The sequence below is a fragment of the Arthrobacter sp. TMP15 genome, from assembly GCF_039529835.1.
Taxonomy (GTDB): domain Bacteria; phylum Actinomycetota; class Actinomycetes; order Actinomycetales; family Micrococcaceae; genus Specibacter.
This window is the reverse complement of record NZ_CP154262.1, coordinates 1,292,102-1,313,376: the sequence shown is the minus strand read 5'-3', so window position 1 is coordinate 1,313,376 and position 21,275 is coordinate 1,292,102. Positions and strand designations below refer to the sequence as shown.

Genomic DNA, 21,275 nt, shown 5'->3' with positions numbered 1-21,275 from the left:
AGCATGAATTTTCTTCACCGCACCCGGCACTCCGCCTTGGCGGCCAGCACCTCGGGGCCCAACGTCTCAGCCTCAGCCCCTGAGTCGGCTGAGGTCACTGAGTCCGCTGAAGTCACTGATTTACAGGCCACGGTGGTTCCAGCACGTCCGGATCCTTATATTCCGCTGCACGGGAACACCAGCTACTCGATGGTGCATTACGAGCTTGATTTGGAAGCCCGGCTTGCCGGCAACCAGCTCACGGGCCGTGCCATTATGACTGCACGAGCACTCGTGGCTTTGACACACGTTGAACTTGATCTCACAGGCTTGGGCATGGACAAAGCAACTGTGGACGGAGCCCGGGTCGTTAAACATTCCCACCGCAACGGGAAACTGCAGTTACTCCTGCCTGTTCCTGTGCAGGCGGGGGCGGAATTCACTATGGACATCCGCTATAGCGGGATCCCATCACCTGATAACGATCAATGGGGCGATGTTGGTTGGGAAGAACTGGACGACGGCGTGTTGGTCGCCGGCCAGCCTACAGGGGCGCCCACGTGGTTCCCTTGCAACGATAGAGCCGATAACAAGGCTTCGTACCGCTTTACCATCACCACCGACGCCGACTACACGGCTGTGTGTAATGGGACGCTTGTGTCCCACACAAGGAAATCCAGTCGGGAAACATGGGTGTACGAACAGCTGGCACCCATGGCCCCCTACTTGGCCACGCTGCAGATCGGCCGCTACAAACTATTGAGGCTGCCTGAGAGTAAAAACGGAACAAAGCTACCCATTACAGTGGCTGTGCCCAAAAAATTGCAAGCTCAGGCTGCGGTTGCTTTGGCCAGGCAGCGAGAGATGGTGGATGTTTTCGCAGCGAACTTTGGGCCGTACCCGTTTGAGACGTATACGGTGGTGGTGACCGAGGACGAACTGGAGATTCCCTTGGAGGCGCAGTCCCTATCCATTATCGGCAGCAACCACCTGGACACCGGCTGGGAGTCCCAGCGGCTGATTGCCCACGAACTCTCACATCAGTGGTTTGGCAACTCATTAACCCTGACATCGTGGTGTGACATCTGGCTGCACGAAGGTTTTGCCTGCTACGCCGAATGGCTGTGGTCCGAGGACAGCGGGTCAATGAGTGTTGCCGAACGTGCAACCGCTGCGCATGAAAAACTACAATCAGAGCGCAACAACCTGGCAATCGGCGATCCTGGTCCGAGGGACATGTTCGATGACGTCGTTTACAAGCGCGGAGCCTTGGCCCTGGAAGCCCTCCGCACTACCGTCGGCGACACCCATTTCTTCGCTCTACTGCAGCGTTGGGTGGCGGAAAACCGCCACGGATCGGTCACGACGGCGGGATTCATAGCGCTAGCTGACCGAGTATGTGCCACTGTGCAGGGATTCTCGGCCGCTGACGTTTTAGCACCGTGGCTATACCAACAGCCACTGCCACCATTGTCACACCACTAAACGCCCCAGCTAAATTTTACCGCTGACGCGCAAAGCGACAGCTCCGGCAAAGTCCTTGGGTAGGCCGCACTCCCCCGGAGCAAGATCCCACACATCGGTTTTAGCATCTGTGCCTGTTACTGCCTCTTCTAATTCTGGGTAGGCCATGATGTCACGCGGATCGGTGCGCAGACCCAAACCCGTGACTTTAGCCAACGCTTCTTTCCGGGCCCACGTTCTGGCCCGCCACTGATCCTGCGTCGCTGGCTCCAGCTGAGCGAGAGAGAACTTTTCGGCGGCGCTCAGCGCCACGTCGTCGTACCCGGCAAAGACCACCGCGGGGATGTGCTGAACATCGATGCCGAGGCCGATCCCGGCTCTAGGAATCATGGCTCTAGGAATCAAGGCTATAGGAATCATGGCTGTAGGGATCATGGCTGCCAGTGCCCAACCGTGACTGCGGGAGAAACTAATTGACACGGGCGCAGGTACGCCCCCGAGCTGGTAGCCGGGGCGGCCATGGGAAGAGAGCGGACTCGCAGAACAATCGGGGCAGTTATAGTCTGCCACGAGTGCACGCGGGTCAACCTGAAGCAATTGCGCAGCCATTAGGCGTTGCACCACGCGTCCGGCAATGAAGTCATGACGCGTTGCAGCATTGACAATGGAAGCGGCGCGGAAATGTTCAGCAGGGTCCAAGAGTGTGGCCAAATTTTTATCCACCTGTGCCAAGTCAAAGGCCTCCACGGCAACGTGCTCGCGCGCAAGTACGTCAAACCCTATTCCGTTCATCCCCGCTCCACCTTCCGTTCATACAGAGTTTTTTCTTTGCCACTACGCTCAGGCCATGACTGAACCACACCCGGAATTCACCGGTTTTAGTGTTATTGACAGCGACGACGACGATCCCATCCTGTTGGCGCCGGACGGCTCCCAAGTTGACACGTGGCGCCACGGCTACCCGTATGACGCCCGTCTGGAGAGGGAGGTTTACGACGTTGAAAAGCGGTTGCTGCAAATTGAACTTTTAAAGCTTCAGCAATGGATCAAGGCTACCGGGCGGCGCGTAATAATCTTATTTGAGGGCCGTGATGCCGCAGGTAAGGGCGGTACCATCAAACGCTTCACCGAGCATTTGAATCCTCGCGGCACACGCGTGGTTGCACTGGAAAAGCCCAGTAAGCGTGAGTCTACTCAATGGCATTTCCAGCGTTATGTGGCACACCTGCCAAGCTCTGGTGAAATGGTGTTATTCGATAGGTCTTGGTATAACCGCACGGGCGTTGAACGGGTCATGGGTTTTTGCACCAAGGAGCAGTATGAGGAATTCATCCGCCAGGCCCCAGCGTTTGAGCGCATGCTTGTCAATGACGGAATGACTGTGGTGAAGTTCTGGTTTTCCGTCACCCAAGCCGAGCAACGCACCCGTTTCATCATTCGCCAGGTGGACCCCGTACGGCAGTGGAAGCTCTCCCCCATGGATGTGGCCTCGCTGGATAAGTGGGATGCTTACACCTCTGCCAAGGAACGCATGTTTAAAAAAACTGACACACGACATGCACCGTGGACCGTGGTGAAGTCCAATGACAAGAAGCGGGCCCGGTTGGAAGCGATGCGGCATGTGCTCAACCTGTTTGACTACACAGGTAAGGACCATGCGCTGGTAGGGATACCTGATCCACTGATCGTTGGCCCCGCCTCCGCAGTGGTGGGCGAGGGTGAAGAGTTTTAGTTTATTGCACGGGTTGGGCCCGGACGCTGCGCCCACGTTGGGTCCATAGTTGAGCCAACCCCGTCAGAGCAGAATCAGCCGGTACTGCCTGCCTTGAACCGTGTTATGGGTACATTATTGCGCGTCTGGGCAGACTTGCTACCCACTACCCAAACTGGTGGCAGCAAGGAGAGTACAGAGCCACACCGAAAGGTTCAGGCATGATTTCAGGATCGCCTCCATGGGTGCGGCACTCTTACCGTCACAATTTCAAAGCCCGGCCTTGATCTCCTCCACGGCTGCCGTGAGTGCAGCAATAGAGGCAGTGCCCCCGTGCCCTTCGTCCTCAATGATGCGCAATGTGCTCCCCTCCCACTGCTGATGCAATCTCCACGGCGTAATGAGGGGCCCGCTGACATCTAGGCGGCCATGAATGAGGTGACCGGCAATACCGGCAAGTTCATGTACCCGCCGGAGAATTTCCGTTTCACCGCCAAGGAAGCCGTCGTGAGAGAAATAGTGTGTCACAAGCGTGGTAAATGTTAGGCGCTGGCGCTCATCAGCGATCATGGGACCGGGCTGCCGCGGGGCACCAAAGGATATGTGCCAGGCTTCCCACCGGTCCCAAGCCGCAGAAGCCAAGAGCGCATCGCTTCGATCCGGGCCAGCCAATCTCCGGGCGTACGCTTCAACTATTCGTTCCCCCGGCATTTGCCCTGACGCCGCAGCAAACTCATGCCAGGCTTCCGGAAAGATGCGTCCCACACCTTCGGTGATCCAGTTGACTTCTTCGCGGCTTGTTGTTGTCACTGCCATCAGCGCAATTCCCATAACTCGTTCCGGGTGCGCCAATGCGTAGGCCAGCACGAGAGTACTGCCCCAAGAAATACCCGTGACGATCCATTTCTGGATCTCTAAATGTTCACGAACCACCTCAATGTCGGCAAGTAATTGTTGGGTGTTGTTTTTAGAGAGGTTCTCTAAATCATCTTGGACCGCCGGTGTGCTTTTACCGCAGCCACGCTGGTCAATACCAACAGTCCAAAATTCCTCTGGATCGTGTCTTTTACGGTAGCCGCCCGCGCCAAGCGAACTCCCAGGGCCACCGTGAAGATACAAGACGGGAACACCCTCCGGATTGCCTGTTGCTTCCCAATAAATCTCTGCGTTGGGAACGGCAACCCAACCGCTTTGAAAATCTGTGCGCTGATACGTCATCAACCAATTTTAGATCCTCCAACCCTATGATGGGACTCGTCTACCCCGTTGCGCGCTCCCCCATGCCGTAACGCGGTAGCCCCAGCCACCCCAATCCGTCGGCTTCAGCTCGGTAGCCTCCACGTCCGCAATGTCCAGCAAGCACTATGCCTGCAATCCCCAAAACCGATGCACCTCCGTTCCCCCTCGCTTCTTCTGGCACGTAGATAAAAACACCCAAAAGCAGGATCCTGAGCGGGAGCAGCTGCAGAACTTTCGAAGTGACGGTCTTGGACCAGGCGCCCGCCTCCACCAAGGACACCATTAGGACGATCGCCCACCAGCCACGTACCGCGGCACCCATCCCACACCGGAAGACAACCACAAGAGCGGCGACGGCCGGAACTCCCGTCAGGGCAAGCGAGAGTGCCCGCAGTGTGCCCGTTTTCATGGATTCATCTGCTGGTCCATTGCCTGACCAGTGTGAGGCCAGCTCGGCCGGCAATGCGCCCGGGCCGAGCTGGCCACGAAACCACCACGGCCAGCACCGGCAGCAGCACCGTTAGTGCGGCCAAAAGCCGTTGGACCACGTCAGAAGTATTGTCTTTTCCGTGTCATTCGTTTTTAAATCCCCCAATTAGTCGCACAATTTCCTGCTGAGACATCCCCAACTTGCGCGCTTCTGCCATTATTTGTCCTGCCAATTCCGTGACGCCAATGAGCCTTGGACCCCCGTCTTGGTGAACAAACGCACCGGTGCGGATTTAGACCGCTATTTGATCAGCCAGTGACAGTTTTGATCAGCCAGTGAAAGTGCCGAAAAGGCGGCCCCCTTGGCAAGGGAAGCCGCCTCTTCTGTTGTTCCTGGCGCACGTATTTCTAGCACTTATGTTTCCATCCCAGTTACCACGGGTGGATCAGTTGTTAGCACTGCGTGGCGCAGTCATCAGCGCTGGGTGGCGCCGAACCTCTCAACAGCCAGTTCCACCGCTGCGGCGCGGGCGCCTGAGGCTTCATCGGCTGTCAATGTGCGGTCAGCAGCACGGAAACGCAGCCCAAATGCCAGCGACTTGCGTCCCTCGGGAATGCCCGTGCCCTGATAATCATCAAACAAGGCAACATCTTCAAGGAGCACACCGGCGCCCTCGCGCAGGGTTTCCAACACACGCTGTGCCGGAATTTCTACCGGAACCACAAGGGCAACATCCTGAGTAGCAACCGGGAAGGTTGAGATCGGCTTAGCAACAATGACATCTGGTGCCGCAGCAAAGACCTTCTCGGCATTGATTTCCATGGCCACCGAGCGGGCAGGCATGTGCAGGTCCGCAAGCAGCTTAGGGTGAAGCTCGCCAGCGTAGCCAACAACCTCTCCGCCGCGTAGCGCAAGCTGTGCAGTGCGGCCCGGATGGAATGCCTGGTGCTCTCCTTGTGAGATCACCAGTTCAACACCCACTACATCGGCCACCAGCACGGCAGCGTCAATGGCATCCGCCCAGTCCCAGGCGCGTGGGGTATGGGCGACAGCCGCGGGTGAATCTTTACCTGTGAAGAGCGCGCCCATGGTCAATGGCTGGTACGGAATGCCCTCATCCAAGGCATCCAGAACCTCATCTGTTGGCTTGACACCCAGAGGTGGGATCGAAGGTGAACCCATCACACCCGAGGGCAAAAATACAAGACCTGATTCAAATAACGCAAGATCATGGAATCCGCGCGAGTGATTACGCTTTGCAATCTCAATCAGCCCAGGCAGTACCGAGGTCCGCAAGTACCCAAATTCCTCACTCAACGGGTTGGCAAGCTTCACCGCTGCGCGTGCTTCCCCTGCCTTCGCCACACCAAAGGTCTCATTGGAGGCCTTTGATACGAACGGGTAAGCCAGAACTTCTGTCAGGCCTGAGTGGGCTAATGCTTGCACAGTGCCGCGGCGCTGCTGCTGGGTGCGGGAGTAACCCCGACCCGGAGGTGCAGTGGGCAGTGTGGAAGGGATCTGCTCGTAGCCCACCAGGCGGACTACTTCCTCCGTCAGGTCTTCCTTGGTGACAAGGTCGTATCGCCAGCTCGGGGCTGTGACGGAATATCCGCCGTCGACCTTTTCCACTGCGGCACCTAGATCCGTCAGCGAACCGATGATCTGCTCCTGTGAGAAGTCGATCCCGATCCGTGACGAAGTGAAGCCCAGAGGCAGGAACACGGGACCTGCGACGGCGGGCGTACCAACATCTGTGACAGTGGTTTCCTCGGTACCGCCGGCGAGTTCAACCAGCAGGTTCACGGCACGCTGAGCGCCCACCTGGGCCACAGCAGGATCCACGCCACGTTCAAACCGCTTAGACGCCTCGGAGGGCAACTTGTGACGGCGACGCGAACGGGAAATGGAAACTTCTTCAAAGCGCGCTGCTTCAATAAGGACGTTTATTGTCCCGGCAGTGACCTCGGTGGAAGCGCCCCCCATAACACCGGCAACGCCAAGGGCTCCATTGTCATCGGTGATCAGCAGGTCTTCTGGATTGAGCTTGCGGACCTTGCCGTCAAGGGTTTTTAGCGTTTCTCCGGCCACTGCCCGGCGGACCACAATCTCTCCGGCCAACTTGTCGGCGTCGTAGAAGTGCAGCGGCTGTCCCAGTTCCAACATGACGTAGTTGGAGATGTCCACAAGCAGCGAAATCGAGCGAATGCCCGCTAAACGCAAGCGCGAGGACATCCAGGTGGGAGTCGGCGCGCCAGCATTGACCCCACTGACTGTCCGGGCTACAAAACGATCGCAGCCCTCCTTCCCGTAAATGGGGGCATCGTCAGCTAGCCGCACCCCATATCCGGGTCCGGTAGTTTCCGTGAGCGAAACCAGCGATGCCGGATCGGTGAAGACACTGTCGGTGGCGTGCGCGTATTCGCGGGCTGCGCCACGGATGCTGAACACGTAGCCGCGGTCCGGGGTGACGTTGATTTCCGCAGCTTCATCATCCAGGCCCAGCAACGCTAGCGCGTCGGAGCCCACTTCCGGGTCAAGGCCCAGGGTTGAAAGCACCAGGATGCCATCATGATCCTCGCCAATGCCAAGCTCACGGACGGAGGCGATCATGCCGGCGGAGACATGACCATAGGTCTTACGCGGGGTGATGCGGAAGTCTCCTGGCAGCACGGATCCGGGCAGGGTGACAACAACCTTGTCCCCCACCTCAAAGTTGTGCGCACCGCACACAATGCCCTGTATGCCGGAAGGGTCAATGCCCTCTATGTCCAGGGTCTGCTGCGTGCCTTCGGGCACCACACGAACGGAGCACCAGTTGATGGTTTTGCCGTTGGACTGCGCTTCTGGCTCCTTGGACAACACCTGGCCCACCACAATGGGGCCGCTGAGCTCATCCATGGGACGGTGAACAGCTTCTTCTTCAAAACCAACCTTAACAAGATCGGTCATAACGTCTTCGGCAGTTGCTCCTGCCGGTACCTGCGCATACTCGCGCAGCCAAGTCAGTGGAATACGCACGGACTAAATCTCCATCCCAAAGTGTTCGCTGAAACGTACATCGCCTTCGATCATGTCGTGCATGTCGGCCACTTCGTTGCGGAACATCAAAGCCCGCTCGATGCCCATGCCAAAAGCAAATCCTGAGTAGATATCCGGGTCAATGCCGGCAGCGCGCAGAACATTAGGGTTGACCATGCCGCAGCCACCCCACTCGATCCAACGCGCACCGCCCTTTGCTCCCGGGTGCCAAATATCCAGCTCGGCGGAGGGCTCAGTGAAGGGGAAGAAGTTCGGTCGAATCCGAACACGGGCTTCTTCGCCAAACATCTGCCGGGTGAAGTGCTCCAACGTGCCAACAAGATCCGCCATGGACAAGTCCTTATCGATCGCCAGACCTTCGAACTGGTGGAAGACAGGAGTGTGCGTGGCGTCCAGCTCATCGGTGCGGAACACCTTGCCCGGACACAGCACATACACAGGCAGCTCACGTTCCAACAGCGCACGGACCTGCACCGGAGAGGTGTGAGTTCGCATCACCAAATGAGCTTCGGGAGGTTCCACGAAGAAAGTGTCCTGCATTTCCCGTGCTGGGTGGTCTGGGGCGAAGTTCAGTGCGTCAAAGTTAAACCACTCCGATTCCAGCTCGGGACCCTCGGCGATTTCCCAACCCATGCCCACGAAGATATCGCTGACACGATCTTGCAAGGTGGACAACGGATGGCGGGCGCCGGCCCGGCGGCGCCGCGGTGCTGCGGTGACATCCACTGTTTCCTCGAGGAGGATACGGGCCGCATCCTCTGCTTCCAGCACTACTGTGCGGGCTGCGAGCGCTTTGGCAACACGGCCGCGTGAGGCGCCCATGATTTTGCCTGCGGCGGCCTTGAACTCTTTGGCGAGTCCACCGATCTCACGGTTGGCCAGGCTCAGCGGGGATTTTTCGCCGGTGTGTGCCAGCCGCGCGGTCTTAAGCCCATCGAGCGTAGCCGCAGCAGCGATGGCTGCGAGCGCGTTCGCAACGGCGGTGCCAATGGCGCCTTCGTCAAGCGGATCCGGGATTACTGCGGTTTCGGTGGTTGATTCGGGCATCTCTGCCGTCTGGTGGGGCATCTCTGACATCTACAGTTTTTACCTAAGCTCGTGTGCGAGTAAGCGGCGGGGTAGCTCCTCCCGCCGCAACCAGTCTAGTTGACTGTGCCTGCGTGTTTTCAATCCTGGGCCGCTCCCTGAGGCAAACTGCGGCCTACTCTTTATCAGCGTCACGTCTCAGGCGTGCCTTTGCCTTGCTACGCTGTGGTTCATGACCACCTCTGCCGCCTCCCACCGTGGAGGTACGACGCCGGTCACTCACCGTGCGCGCTCCACGCACCTTGCCTCATTGTCCCGGTTGGCCGGGCGGAGGCTGGGTTCTGCACGCGTCGGTTCTCTGGCGCTGGGATCTGTAGTGCATGGATCTCTAGTGCAGGGTTCTCTAGTGCAGGGATCTCTAGTGCAGGGATCTCTAGTGCAGGGTTCTCTAGTGGTCGGTTCGCTGGCAGGGTGCTCGCTGATTCAACGCGGTGTCAGCCACTACGTTCCTGAACCGGCGGTTGTCCTTGACGGCTTTGACTGCCAGGTGGCGGTACCCCGTATGCCAGAAGCACAACAGAAGGATCCGGCGTCGCTCGCTAGAGTGAGTGTTCCCGAGGGCTTCGCGACCTCGCGCGTGGTGCTGGGCAGTCTTGACCTGTATCTGTCAACGGGACCACCGTCAACAGATCCGCCTCTCACGGATCCGTCTTCAAAGGTTGCTCCAGAGTCCGTTTACACCGTGGTGGAGGAGCACCTGGACGGGGACTTCCCTGCCTTGTTAGCCGCCTTGGCTGGACTGGCTCTCACTTCAAGCACCAGCCTCTCTTTCCTTCGAGGCCCATCACAGTGAAAGACTTCACACAGTGAGGGTCATCAAGAGCGGGGCAACTGGCTCCGTCACAGCGGCATTGGCTGCCACAGCGCTGCTGCTGGCCGGATGCAGTTCATCGTCCCCCTACCTGCTGGAACACTACTTGCCGGAACCAGCAGCCATCCAGAGCACAGTGGATTGTTCCCTGCCTACAGGGACGGGCACTGATTCCACGGATCCCTCAACGAAACTGATGGGGCGAGTTCCTGAGCAATTTCTCCCAGTAGATGTGGTGCGCTGCACCTTTGAGCGCCAGTTTCCTTCTGCTGATTCAACAACGTCACCGGCTCCGGCAAAGAGCACAGTGCTCCAAGAGCATCTCACTGGCGACTATAGCGCCTTGTTGGCAGCCCTTGCCGAACCCAGTGACAAGGGCGGTGTTGCCAACTGTCTGGACTATGGGGAGCGCTTGCCGGAGCTCTGGCTGGTGAACGGAACAGCCGATGCAGTCCATATTCAGTGGCCGCTGGATAACTGCGGGAAGTCCAAACCGGCAACCGCGAACGCACTCGCGGCACTGGCCATTGCCGACAGCCATACCCTGGAGCCACAGGAGATTAGTTCGTGAAAACCTCCCTCCACATCCGTTGCATTGCCAACACCCTTAACTTTTCTACCGGTGCGGGACTGCTCCTGGCCGTGTTAACCCGGACAAGGGTTGAAAAGGGTCCGCAGGGATTGATCTTTGGGACGAATTACCGGCCCAAGCTTCCGTTGGCGGGAGCGTTTACTGTAGGCAACGTGATTTTCTATCGAGCTGACCGGAGGTTCATTGACTCCCGTCCGGATCTGTTGGAGCACGAAGCCGGCCACGCAACACAGTATGCCTGGTGCCTGGGCCTGCCATTCTTGCCTTTGTACGCGGCGTGTGCGGTGTACTCCTTGTGGCGTACGGGTGATCCCGGAAGCCGAAACTTCTTTGAACAAAATGCCGGTTTGGCCTTGGGCGGTTACCGTGAGCTACCCACGATCGCTCGGTTGCCGGCGCTGCGGAACTATTTTTGCCGCTTCACCTCTTTGAAAACAACTCACCCCAGAGCACCATGGAAAGGGACGCCGTCATGACTGCACTCAACACTTCTGCACTGACATCTTCTGCACTGACCAACACCGTTACCGTCACGGGTCAAGGCACTGTGCAGACGACCCCCGACTATTTCAATATCAACATTGGCATCGAGGCTGCCGCGCCAACTGTGCGCGAGGCGTACGCAAACGCCAGCGAAGCCCTGAATGCAGTCAATGCCGCACTGCTTGCTCGTGAGGTGTCACGGGATGCGCTTGGCTCGTCGTCACTGGACGTGCGGGCAGATACCAGGTGGCAGGAAGGCACAGGGTCGGTGGTGACTGGTTATACGGTCTCCAGCACGCTGACGGTGGCCCTGCGCTACGACCAAGGCGGCGAAGACATCATTGCCGCCGTTGTAGACACGGGAAATAACAACGTTCGTTTGAATGGGATGAGCGCCATAGTCTCGGACCTCACCGCTGCATATGACGGCGCCCGAACTCAAGCCTGGGCCGATGCTACGCGGGCAGCCGAACTATATGCGCAATTGGCCGGACGTTCGTTGGGTGCCGTGAGCAATATTTGTGAGGGCACCGTTCCTGAGGTGCCACAGCGGTCAACGATGGTGCGCACTGCTTTATCTTCAGATAGTTCAATGACCATAGAACCTGGGCAAAGCAGCGTCTCTATGGCCGTCCAGGTCACCTGGTTGCTGATCTAGTTTCGATCCATTGGTGCCAACCCACATTCAAGAGGAGTATGCAATAGGAGTTATTGGGATGGCGCCTGCGCGGCCCGGGTGATTTATTCACCGGGCCGCGCAGGCGCCATCTATGCCCTGTACTCTGTGCTCTGAGTGGACTACTCACAGCCCAAACTACTGCGCCTAGGAAGCGTCGATCTCGCGCTTGAGAATCTTTCCGGTAGGTCCCTTGGGGAGGGCATCCATGATCATGATCTTGCGTGGATATTTGTAGGCGGCAACGCGGGCCTTGACGAACTCCTTGATGTCGGCGGCGAGCGCTTCCAGATCCTCGGAACCCGCAGCACCTTCCTTCAACGCAACCGCAGCGCAGATCTCTTCGCCGTGGGCGGCGTCGGGCCTGCCCAACACGGCAGCCTCAGCAACGGCAGGGTGCTCATACAGGACTTCCTCAATCTCGCGCGGGTAAATGTTGTAACCGCCACGCAGGATCATGTCCTTCTTCCTGTCCACGATGAAGTACACACCATCTTCATCCTTACGACCCAAGTCTCCTGTGCGGAACCAACCATCGGGGATCGCAGCAGCAGTTGCTTCTGGATTGTTCCAGTACCCCTTCATCACAAAGGGCCCAGCCACAGCGATCTCGCCCACAGCACCAGGTTCAACGTCGGCACCAGCTTCATCAACAATCCGCAGCTGTGCGCCAGTCACCATAGTGCCAATAGAGCCGGCCTTGCGGATTCCGTCGGTCTGGTTGAAGGTGATCACAGGCGAGGTTTCTGAGAGTCCGTAGCCCTCCAACAGCGTGGCCTGGAACGTTGATTCAAATTCACGCAGAATTTCTACCGGCAGCGCTGAGCCGCCTGAGGCCGCCAAGCGCAAACTGCTCAGGTCGTAGTTTTCCCGCCCGGGGGCACGCAGCAAAGCCACATACATGCTCGGAACGCCTTCAAAGATGGTGACCTTATCGCGCTGAATGATCTCCAAGGCTTTGACCGGATCAAATCTGGGCAGCAGCGTCACTGTTGCTCCGGCCATCACGGATGAGTTCAGTGCGCAGGTCTGGCCAAAGATGTGGAAGAAGGGTAGTCCACCGAATATCACGTCTCCGTCGCTGCTGCCGAAGAGCTTAACCGAGACTTCAGCGTTGCTGCGCAAGTTCTCATGGGTAAGTTCGGCGCCCTTAGGCTTGCCCGTGGTTCCTGAAGTGTAAAGAATGACTGCAGTGTCATTCTTTTCAGCCTCAGCAACCCCGGCTAACGGCTCAAGCGGCGCCAACAACGTCATGAACGCAGCGTCGATGGAAATGATCGAGGTACCTGTATCTGCAGCTCCAGCTTCAACTTCCCCAATGACGCCTTCCCAAGCGAAAGCCAGCTTGGCTCCTGAATCCTTGAGGTGGTAGGCAACTTCGCGAGACTTTAGCAACGGGTTTAACGGCACGACGATGGCACCATAACGCAGGATTCCATAGTAGATGGGCGGCATTTGAGGCAGGTTCGGTGAAATTAAGGCCACCCTGTCTCCTGGCTCAACACCGCGCTGCGCCAACAGTGCCGCCACCTTGGAGCTAAGCACCTCCAGCGCACCAAAGGAGAGCTCAATGTCATCCAGCTTGATGGCAATCCCGCCGGGATTTCGTGCCGCCGATGCGGGGACGATAGTGGCCAAGTTCGTCATGATTGCTCCTTTGTGCTGAGGGTTCTCCGGCGGCGGGGAAACGATCACTTCTGATCAGGGACCACACCGGCAGTGGGGACTTCAATGTCCCTATGCCTCCACCATAATGCCAATAAGCGTGATTCAGCGCACGGTGCTACTGGCGAGTAGCAAACATTTATATTCCGGTTCTTGATGTGGAATAGAATATATGTTCTAATAAATTATGCGGTGGACAAACCAGGAACTCAATCAGCCACTCTTCCCCGAGCAAACCAGCAGTGCCGTGGACGTTGCTGCAATGGGCTTACCCGGGGCACAGCCGCTGCTGCCGTTGGCCGGACTTCTCAAAAGCGTGCAGACACCAGAGTTTGCCGGAATTACTTTTCATGAAGTGCTTTCAAAGTCGGCCCTGAACAAGGTGCCGCCCAGTTCGGCCATGCCTTTTACTTGGACAGTAAACCCATACCGCGGCTGCTCCCATGCGTGCGTCTACTGCTTCGCCCGCAAAAGCCACACATATTTAGATTTTGACCCTGGAGTTGATTTTGATTCCCAGGTTGTTGTCAAAGCTAACGTGGCAGAAGTGTTGCGCAAAGAACTATTCAAGGCCTCATGGAAGCACGAGCATGTGGCGTTGGGAACCAACACGGATCCCTACCAACGCGCTGAAGGCCGCTATAAGCTCATGCCTGGAATCATCAGCGCCCTCGCTGACTCAGGGACACCATTCTCCATCTTGACGAAAGGCACCTTACTGGCCAGAGATATCCCCTTGCTCCGTCAGGCCGGAGAACAGGTCAGCATTGGCATGGGTATCTCGCTGGCGCTTGTGGACCAGGAGTTGGCTCATACGCTGGAGCCTGGCACTCCCACACCCAAGGCTCGGCTGGGCCTGATCACCAGATTGCGAGACGCCGGGCTTCCCTGCGGTGTCATGGCGATGCCTATTCTGCCGTGGTTGACCGATTCTGAGCAGGCTCTGGATTCGCTGCTGGCGGCGTTAGCTGCTGCCGGAGCCACGGGAGTAAGCGCTGGCGCCCTCTATTTGCGGGCAGGGACCAGAGAGTGGTTCATGCAATGGTTGGCTCGGGAACATCCCGCATTGGTGGGACGTTATCAGCATCTCTACGGATCAGGCGCGTATGCCTCTAAGGAATACCGCCAGTGGCTTGCCCTTCGTGTGAAAAAAGCCAAGCTCAGGCATGGCTTCATATCTCAGGGATTTGTTCATGACCCACGGCAGGAAGAGGCACAATATCCCCCAGGCAGCCTGCCTGAAATGAGCTCCCAGGCCACCGCACCTGCCAGCACAACTTTAAGGGAGCAGTCCAGTACCGGTAGCAAAAAAGCGGGACCCTCCGTGGAGAGTCCCGCCTCAATCAGTCTTGCCCCCACATTGTTCTAAACACACATCTAGGCTCGCTGCTGCAGAAACTCAGTTGTGGTCAGCCCCTGTGGGGTGCAACCGCGGGTTATCCGCTCTTGCGGCGGAACTCACGTTTGTGACTGGCTGCACCGTGTGATGCGTTGATTTTTGCATCGCTAGCGGCGCCAACACTGCCATGCTGCTTGTTCTTCTTGTTTTCCAGCGCCTGTCGAAACTTTTCTTTGGTTTCCTCACTGGCACCGTTGGGGGCTTGTTCGTCGTGGTTTTCACTCGTCATGGCACAACCTCCTTGGGGTCTTCTGCACTTAGTCTGGCACAGGGCACGCAATATTCAACACCTGTGCAGCCATTTATTCTCCACGTGCACCCCCTGGCAAGCACTTGCCAACAACTCGCTGCGGCTCCCTGCGGCCATACGCTGGCCGTTCAACGACGCCTGCCAAACAGCCGGAAGAAAACTATCAGTGCGTCGTTTGCGCTCGGGAGGTGAAACTCACCAACGCGTGCACAATAGGGCGATCTGCCGGAATCCAGTCCAAGTCAAAGATCTGTTGTCCCGCCAGCTCAACCCATTGCAACATGTCGTGATCCTCCAACGGTTCTGGTGTGCCGTCGATCACGGTGGCCAGCCACACGCGCATGGAGGCATGAGCATTCAACGGCCAGCCCTCGGCGGTTGGGCAGCACAGTTCAGCACCCAAAACAGACTTGACCCCCAGCTCCTCCAACAACTCCCTGTGTAGGGCTTCCTGCGGGGCTTCACCGGGCTCAATTTTCCCTCCTGGAAACTCCCACAACCCGGCCAACTCAGGTGGGGCACTGCGTCTTGCAGCTAAAAGCATCGAAGGTTTTTCCAAAGAATCCACGAGGGCCGCGCCCACTATCTGTTTCTGCGTAGTCACAGCTTTAGTCTATGGCGAACTAGACTGGAGCTGGCATCTAGATGTCTTGCACCGCATGGCCCCGACAAATCGGCGCCGGCACCGCCCGCCCAGCACAGAGCGGATGCGGAGGAAATCCACCCTGCGAAAGTATTATTCATGACCCTGGTTAAAAACCTGCGCGACACCACGCCCGCATCACCAAAGGTTGTGGCCTGGGCAATCTTGTCTCTGGCCATCGGCGGGTTTGGGATCGGCACCACCGAATTTGCCATGATGGGTCTTCTGCCCAACGTCGCTGAAGGTGTGGGCGTCAGCGTCCCAACGGCCGGACACGTGATCTCTGCCTACGCGCTGGGTGTTGTCATTGGTGCGCCACTGTTGATCGCCGTCAGCGCCAAAATGCCACGCAAGGCATTGGCGCTAAGTTTGATGGCCCTTTTTACTGTAGGCAACCTGCTCTCGGTTTTCGCCAATGACTACACAACGCTTTTGATCACTCGTTTCATTGCCGGGCTGCCCCACGGTGCATTCTTTGGTGTTGCTGCAGTGCTGGCTGCATCGATGGTTGCGCCAACAAAGCGCGGCAGGGCAATTTCCATGGTCATGATGGGCTTGTCCGTAGCCAATGTCCTTGGTGTACCACTGGCGACCTTTGTAGGTCAGCAGTTCGGGTGGCGCTGGCTGTTCGTTTTGGTCGCCCTCATTGGTGTGATCACCATGGTGTGCATGTCCATCTTCGTTCCCGCACAGAAAGCACACCCGGACGCTAGCCTGCGCAACGAGCTGAGCGCCCTTCGCCGCGGGCAGATGTGGCTGACGCTCCTGATCGGGGTAGTCGGTTTTGGCGGCTTCTTTGCCGTCTACACTTACGTTGCCAACACCATGACCGATGTTGCCGGCTTCGCCTCCGACTTCCTGCCGATCATTGTTGGTCTGTACGGGGTGGGCATGGTGGTTGGAAACTATGTGGGCGGGCGGATTGCCGACTGGTCCGTCATGGGCAGCATCTACCTTGTCATGGGCTTTATTGCAGCGATGCTTGTCATTTATGCGCTCTCAGTTCACATTCAATGGATGGCCCTGCTCATGATCTTTGTCATTGGCGCCTCAGGCGCCATGCTCATTCCCTCGCTGCAAACAAGACTGCTGGATGTTTCCCCGGGGGCGCCAACGTTGGCGTCCTCGTTAAACCACTCTGCACTAAACCTGGCTAATGCGCTTGGCGCCTTTCTCGGTGGGCTGGTCATCACCTGGGGATGGGGCTACACGGCTCCAGCCTTGGTGGGTGCGGTTCTAGCCGTATTGGGACTTGGCATTGCCTTGTTCAGTGGGTTCCTGGACAAACGTGGCCAGAAAAAAGCCCAGCTGAGCCCATCCCCCACCAGCTGACGCTCGCTCACTTAACGTCGGTTTCTGCTCAACGCTCGCTCACTTAACGTCGGTTTCTGCTCAACGCTCGCTCACTTAACGTCGGTTAGGGCAGAGCTTCAGGCTCATGAGTGGCAGTGTAAATATCTGGCTCTAGGTAGATGACCTTGGCAATCGGAACAGCTGCCCGAACACGTTTCTCGGCAGCGTTAATGGCTTCGGCAATCTGCAATCCAGTTTCGCAGGCATCAACAGCGATCTTGGCTGCCACCAGCAGTTCCTCAGGACCAAGGTGCAGGGTTTTTAGGTGGATAATCCTGCTCACTCCCTCGCCAACGAGGGCGGCTTCAACAGCCTGTATGTCACCAGCGTTTGCAGACTCTCCCAAGAGCAACGACTTCGTCTCCAAGGCCAGAATGACAGCCACACACACCAGAAGCACACCAATTAATGCTGTACCTGCTGCATCCCACAAACCGTTGCCGGTGGCTATAGTCATGGATACGCCAAAGAGTGCGAAGACCAAACCCACAAGTGCCGCCGAATCCTCCAGCAGCACCACAGGAAGTTCCGGGGCCTTTGCCGTTTTAATGAATTGCGCCCAGCTGCGCTTGCCTCGCGTTACGTTGGATTCTTTGACAGCGACATAGAATGAGCGGCCCTCCAACGCGATCGCCCCCAGCAACACCACAACGGGTACCCACGCCCACTGCGGTTCCATACCGTGGGGATGCTGCCATTTCTGGAATGCCTCATAGAGGGCGAACAGTCCACCAACACTGAACAACACAATGGAGACAATGAAAGCGTAGATGTAGCGTTCGCGGCCGTAGCCAAAGGGATGTTCAGCACTCGCTTGGCGTTTGGACTTTTTGCCGCCAATCAGCAATAACAGCTGGTTTCCCGAGTCGGCTACGGAGTGAATGCCCTCCGCCAGCATCGATGAAGAAAGCGTCAAAAAATACGCTAGGAACTTCATCACGGCAATGGACAGATTCGCAATTAGCGCGGCAACTATCGCCTTGCTTCCACCTTCGTGAGACACAGGTACTTCCCCTCAACTCTTAGCAGAGTCGAAACCGACCTGCCTGGACGCGCTGTCCACAAAAAAGAGTTTACAGTCGCCCCGGCACTCAAGCACCCATTCGTAACGGTGGCTGCACCAGTACTTCAGCGCTGGTGGGCCTCACTGCCTGGCGCAGCTCCCGCCGTCGTACGCGGTAAAAGAGTTGAGCTCTCACCAGGTCCACAAAAAGGCGATCAGAAAAAGAATCTAGGCACCGCGGCGCTGGGCCCTCGCACTGGCGTAGAGGCACACGGTAGCGGCTGTGCCGAGGTTCAAGGACTCTGCCGCACCGTATACGGGCACTGCCACTCGGTGGTCAGCCAACGCCTTCTCCTCCCCCGCCAATCCTTGGGCTTCATTGCCAAAGAGCCACACTGTGGGATCTTCCAGATCGTAAGTGGAGTCGGGGATTTGCTGGTCAAAGGACCGAGCGGCACTTTCGTCCTGCAGCAAGTCCAAATTCAATTGGCCATAGCCATCAGCGGCCAGGACGCCCACACCGGCCGCCTTCGCAGCGGCCACGACCTCGGTGAGGTCTGCACCCAGCACAACCGGCAGATGAAACAACGAGCCGGCAGTTGCACGGACTGCCTTCGGATTGTAAATATCTACACTTGACTGGGAGAAAATGACGGCGTCAGCGCCGGCAGCATCGGCTGCCCGCAGGACAGTTCCGGCATTGCCTGGATCCTGCACACGGCACAACATGGCGATCAGCTTGGGTTTGGAGGCCATCACCTGCGCCAAAGGGACATCCACGAAGTTGCACACGGCCACCATACCTTGCGGAGTGAGAGTGTCTGTCATGGCCGCCAGCACAAGCTCGCTGGCGATCCGCACCTGCAAACGTGCGATGGGAGCGGAGGCCGCCTCAAGCAGTTCGGGGTATTTCCGCAAGCTCTCCACAGTTGCGTAAAGTGCCTCAACCACTGCGGTGCCTCCTGCTGCAAGACATTCGCGGTGGGCACGCAGAGCCTCCCGCACGGCTTGCGGGCCCTCAGCTAAAAACTGTCGTCGCTTTAAACGGCTCGAGCGCCCAACCAGCTTGGCAACATCCCTCACTCGATCTGCTCGAGGATTGGTCATTGCTTCTGCTGGTGGGCGCCCGGGTGCATTCATGCTTAGGACTTTAGCAGTCACACGGCAAGAACTTGGAACCGCTAAGTTCCTAGGACAAAACTGGAATTACTTCGCTGCAGGTGCTGACGTGTCAGCAGGCAGTGCAGCCTTTGCGATGTTCACCAAAGCGGCGAAAGCACCGGCGTCGTTCACAGCCAGATCGGCCAGCATGCGACGGTCAACCTCGATCTGCGCAGCCTTCAGGCCCTGGATCAAACGGTTGTAGGTCAGGCCGTTGGCGCGTGATGCAGCGTTGATACGCTGGATCCAGAGGCGACGGAAGTCACCCTTGCGCTTGCGGCGGTCGCCATAGCTGTACACAAACGAGTGCAGCAGCTGCTCTTTGGCCTTACGGTAAAGGCGTGAACGCTGTCCGCGGTAACCCTTTGCGCGCTCAAGAACAACCCGACGCTTTTTGTGGGCGTTTACGGCCCTCTTCACACGTGCCACGTGCGTACTCCTTCAATTTTAAAGATCCCAAGCCAATCATGCCGGGGAAGGCTTTGTTTGGATTGGTGTCAGTCCCGGAACTGGGAAGGACACCGATTGACTTGCGAAATTAGATGCCGAGCATCTTTTTGATGTTGCGCACATCAGCCTTGGCGACCAACAGGTCACCCTTCAGGCGACGCTTCAAGCTGGAAGGCTTGTGCTCCAGGTAGTGGCGGCGGTTGGCCTGCTGGCGACGCAGCTTACCGGAACCGGTCAGCTTGAATCGCTTCTTCGCACCACTATGTGTCTTCATTTTAGGCATGAGGACCTGTCTCCTTACGTATCCACCGGCGCTGCCTGTGGTTCTCTTGCAGCGACCGGTTGGGTCACTGTGTGGGTGTATTCACTGCTGAAAAGGTGAAGACCTTATTCAGCCGAGTTGGGGGTTTCGGCCGCCGGTGCACTCTTTTCAGAGGCGGGCTTGGCAGCCGGTTTTGCTGCTGCTTTGGCTGCAGGCTTGCTTGCAGGCTTTGCAGCTGCAGGCTTTGCCATGGGCTTCGGCATGGGGATGGGCTTTGCGGTAACAGGCTTTGGCGCGGGAACAGGCTTGGGAGCTACGGCCGGCTTGGCTGCTGCAGCTTTCGCCACGGGAGCCTTAGCGGTGGGCGCCTTTGCCGCAGTAGCAGCCTTGGGAGGCGCAGCTTTCGCTGCCGGCGCCTTCGTGGGAGCCTTGGCAGGTGCGACGGCGGGAGCGGCCTTTTCTGCCGGAGCACTTGCCGCAGGTGCCGCAACAGTTGCGGAAGCATCCGTAGTAGGAGCTTCGGTAGCAGTTGTCTTTGTAGCTGTCGATGCAACAGTCGTGGCTTCCTGCGTTAGAGGAGCCGACTCTTTTTGTGCATCGCTGCTGGCCAGTGCCGGGACGTCCTCATTCAGGTGCAAACCTTCGGGAAGTAGTTCCGCCAAAGACTGGGTCATGGACGTTTTATTGTCCCTGTCCACATCGACACGAGCGGTGCCATTGGCAACTGCCTCGTTGTGAGCCTTTGCATCCGCACGCTGCTGGTTGCGCCGCGCCTCAGCCTTGGCCTCAGCCTTGTTCTTCAACGGGCCGATAACCATGACCATGTTGCGGCCGTCAATACGGGGGCTTGATTCGATAACGCCAACCTCGGCCACCTCTGCAGCGAACTTCTGCAGGAGACGAATGCCCATTTCAGGGCGCTGCTGCTCACGGCCACGGAACTGAATCATGGCCTTGACCTTGTCACCGGCGCCGAGGAAGCGAAGAGCATGACCGCGCTTGGTCTCGTAATCGTGTTTGTCGATTTTGAGGCGGAAACGAATTTCCTTCAAAACGGTGTTGGTCTGGTTCTTGCGGGCTTCACGAGCCTTGACGGCGGCTTCGTACTTGTACTTGCCGAAGTCCATCAGTTTGCACACCGGCGGCTTTGCCGTCGGCGCTACCTCAACCAGATCCAAGTCGGACTCGGCTGCTAAACGGAGGGCGTCCTCAATGCGGACAACTCCCACTTGTTCGCCTGCCGGCCCAACCAACCGCACCTCGGGGACGCGGATTCGATCATTGATGCGTGGCTCGCTAATGTGTAGCTCCTGTTGCATAAGAAAGGGTGAGTACCACCAGCAACGAAGAAGGCCTCCAATTTGCTGATGCAATGGAGGCCTCGAATGATCGGCGCGGAACCCCCGTCAAAGGGATTACCTGCCTTTCACAAAGGAAAGGCGCCAACCTGAACCAGACAACGCCAATATTGGGTCGAAAGGTGGGAGAGGACTCCACTTGCAAACTCTCTGCTGCAGAGGTTATGGCCCAAATGACTTTCATCTTTTGAACACACGATAAATAACAGCATCGAGTCGGT

The 21,275-nt window shown here is 57.7% G+C and carries 21 protein-coding genes; 8 read left to right on the top strand and 13 right to left on the bottom strand.

The window, feature by feature from the left end; all coding sequences use genetic code 11:
• Positions 1-3 precede the first annotated feature (3 nt).
• Positions 4-1,464 (top strand): M1 family metallopeptidase, encoded by a 1,461-nt coding sequence (locus tag AAFM46_RS05770; protein ID WP_343320013.1) that lies wholly within the window; start codon positions 4-6, stop codon positions 1,462-1,464.
• A gap of 9 nt (positions 1,465-1,473) precedes the next feature.
• On the opposite strand, the gene AAFM46_RS05765 is transcribed toward AAFM46_RS05770, so the two are convergent.
• Positions 1,474-2,235, bottom strand: coding sequence for a 4'-phosphopantetheinyl transferase superfamily protein (locus tag AAFM46_RS05765; protein ID WP_343320012.1), 762 nt, complete (start codon positions 2,233-2,235; stop codon positions 1,474-1,476).
• Between the two features lie 55 nt (positions 2,236-2,290).
• On the opposite strand from AAFM46_RS05765, the gene ppk2 reads away from it, so the two are divergent.
• Entirely contained in the window at positions 2,291-3,175 is an 885-nt protein-coding gene (gene ppk2, locus AAFM46_RS05760) for a polyphosphate kinase 2 (RefSeq protein ID WP_283531070.1), read from the top strand.
• A gap of 249 nt (positions 3,176-3,424) precedes the next feature.
• Here the strand turns inward: ppk2 and AAFM46_RS05755 are convergent, their stop codons facing one another.
• The 4 genes from AAFM46_RS05755 to pheS form a co-directional block, all read right to left on the bottom strand.
• Positions 3,425-4,372, bottom strand: a complete 948-nt coding sequence (locus AAFM46_RS05755) for an alpha/beta fold hydrolase (protein WP_283531071.1) — start codon at positions 4,370-4,372, stop codon at positions 3,425-3,427.
• Between the two features lie 40 nt (positions 4,373-4,412).
• Positions 4,413-4,802 (bottom strand): hypothetical protein, encoded by a 390-nt coding sequence (locus AAFM46_RS05750; RefSeq protein ID WP_343320010.1) that lies wholly within the window; start codon positions 4,800-4,802, stop codon positions 4,413-4,415.
• A gap of 495 nt (positions 4,803-5,297) precedes the next feature.
• Positions 5,298-7,841, bottom strand: coding sequence for a phenylalanine--tRNA ligase subunit beta (gene pheT, locus AAFM46_RS05745; RefSeq protein ID WP_343320009.1), 2,544 nt, complete (start codon positions 7,839-7,841; stop codon positions 5,298-5,300).
• A 3-nt stretch (positions 7,842-7,844) separates the two neighbouring features.
• A complete protein-coding gene (gene pheS / locus AAFM46_RS05740) occupies positions 7,845-8,909 on the bottom strand; it encodes a phenylalanine--tRNA ligase subunit alpha (protein WP_283531200.1) in 1,065 nt (354 codons plus the stop codon).
• A gap of 211 nt (positions 8,910-9,120) precedes the next feature.
• On the opposite strand from pheS, the gene AAFM46_RS05735 reads away from it, so the two are divergent.
• From AAFM46_RS05735 to AAFM46_RS05720, 4 genes are read left to right on the top strand one after another with little or no spacing between them, the layout of a single operon-like run.
• Positions 9,121-9,741 (top strand): hypothetical protein, encoded by a 621-nt coding sequence (locus AAFM46_RS05735; protein WP_343320008.1) that lies wholly within the window; start codon positions 9,121-9,123, stop codon positions 9,739-9,741.
• Positions 9,742-9,754: 13 nt separating this feature from the next.
• Positions 9,755-10,330, top strand: a complete 576-nt coding sequence (locus AAFM46_RS05730) for a hypothetical protein (RefSeq protein WP_343320007.1) — start codon at positions 9,755-9,757, stop codon at positions 10,328-10,330.
• A complete protein-coding gene (locus AAFM46_RS05725; RefSeq protein WP_343320006.1) occupies positions 10,327-10,827 on the top strand; it encodes a hypothetical protein in 501 nt (166 codons plus the stop codon). Before AAFM46_RS05730 ends, AAFM46_RS05725 begins: the two co-directional genes overlap by 4 nt.
• Positions 10,824-11,492: an SIMPL domain-containing protein gene (locus AAFM46_RS05720; protein ID WP_343320004.1), complete on the top strand. Its 669-nt coding sequence runs from the start codon at positions 10,824-10,826 to the stop codon at positions 11,490-11,492. The genes AAFM46_RS05725 and AAFM46_RS05720 overlap by 4 nt, the downstream gene beginning before the upstream one ends.
• Positions 11,493-11,657: 165 nt before the next feature.
• Here the strand turns inward: AAFM46_RS05720 and AAFM46_RS05715 are convergent, their stop codons facing one another.
• Complete coding sequence (locus AAFM46_RS05715; protein ID WP_283531078.1) at positions 11,658-13,157, bottom strand: long-chain fatty acid--CoA ligase; 1,500 nt, start codon at positions 13,155-13,157, stop codon at positions 11,658-11,660.
• 205 nt (positions 13,158-13,362) lie between these two features.
• Here AAFM46_RS05715 and AAFM46_RS05710 point away from each other — a divergent pair, with 205 nt between their 5' ends.
• Positions 13,363-14,544 carry an Rv2578c family radical SAM protein gene (locus AAFM46_RS05710; protein ID WP_343320003.1) on the top strand — a complete coding sequence of 394 codons (1,182 nt, stop codon included), beginning with the start codon at positions 13,363-13,365 and terminating at the stop codon, positions 14,542-14,544.
• Positions 14,545-14,611: 67 nt separating this feature from the next.
• Here the strand turns inward: AAFM46_RS05710 and AAFM46_RS05705 are convergent, their stop codons facing one another.
• Positions 14,612-14,803, bottom strand: coding sequence for a DUF5302 domain-containing protein (locus tag AAFM46_RS05705; RefSeq protein ID WP_283531080.1), 192 nt, complete (start codon positions 14,801-14,803; stop codon positions 14,612-14,614).
• Positions 14,804-14,987: 184 nt separating this feature from the next.
• A complete protein-coding gene (locus tag AAFM46_RS05700; RefSeq protein WP_283531081.1) occupies positions 14,988-15,428 on the bottom strand; it encodes a (deoxy)nucleoside triphosphate pyrophosphohydrolase in 441 nt (146 codons plus the stop codon).
• 138 nt (positions 15,429-15,566) lie between these two features.
• On the opposite strand from AAFM46_RS05700, the gene AAFM46_RS05695 reads away from it, so the two are divergent.
• Positions 15,567-16,799, top strand: a complete 1,233-nt coding sequence (locus AAFM46_RS05695) for an MFS transporter (RefSeq protein WP_283531082.1) — start codon at positions 15,567-15,569, stop codon at positions 16,797-16,799.
• Between the two features lie 85 nt (positions 16,800-16,884).
• Here the strand turns inward: AAFM46_RS05695 and AAFM46_RS05690 are convergent, their stop codons facing one another.
• The 5 genes from AAFM46_RS05690 to infC all read right to left on the bottom strand — a co-directional run bounded on the left by AAFM46_RS05690 (position 16,885) and on the right by infC (position 21,015).
• Complete coding sequence (locus AAFM46_RS05690) at positions 16,885-17,823, bottom strand: cation diffusion facilitator family transporter (protein ID WP_283531083.1); 939 nt, start codon at positions 17,821-17,823, stop codon at positions 16,885-16,887.
• A gap of 228 nt (positions 17,824-18,051) precedes the next feature.
• Positions 18,052-18,963 carry an RNA methyltransferase gene (locus tag AAFM46_RS05685; RefSeq protein ID WP_283531084.1) on the bottom strand — a complete coding sequence of 304 codons (912 nt, stop codon included), beginning with the start codon at positions 18,961-18,963 and terminating at the stop codon, positions 18,052-18,054.
• A gap of 66 nt (positions 18,964-19,029) precedes the next feature.
• On the bottom strand, positions 19,030-19,413 hold the full coding sequence (gene rplT, locus AAFM46_RS05680) for a 50S ribosomal protein L20 (protein ID WP_283531085.1): 384 nt from the start codon (positions 19,411-19,413) through the stop codon (positions 19,030-19,032).
• A gap of 109 nt (positions 19,414-19,522) precedes the next feature.
• Positions 19,523-19,717 carry a 50S ribosomal protein L35 gene (rpmI, locus tag AAFM46_RS05675; RefSeq protein WP_038467906.1) on the bottom strand — a complete coding sequence of 65 codons (195 nt, stop codon included), beginning with the start codon at positions 19,715-19,717 and terminating at the stop codon, positions 19,523-19,525.
• Positions 19,718-19,821: 104 nt separating this feature from the next.
• Positions 19,822-21,015, bottom strand: coding sequence for a translation initiation factor IF-3 (infC, locus tag AAFM46_RS05670; protein ID WP_343320001.1), 1,194 nt, complete (start codon positions 21,013-21,015; stop codon positions 19,822-19,824).
• Positions 21,016-21,275 lie beyond the last annotated feature (260 nt).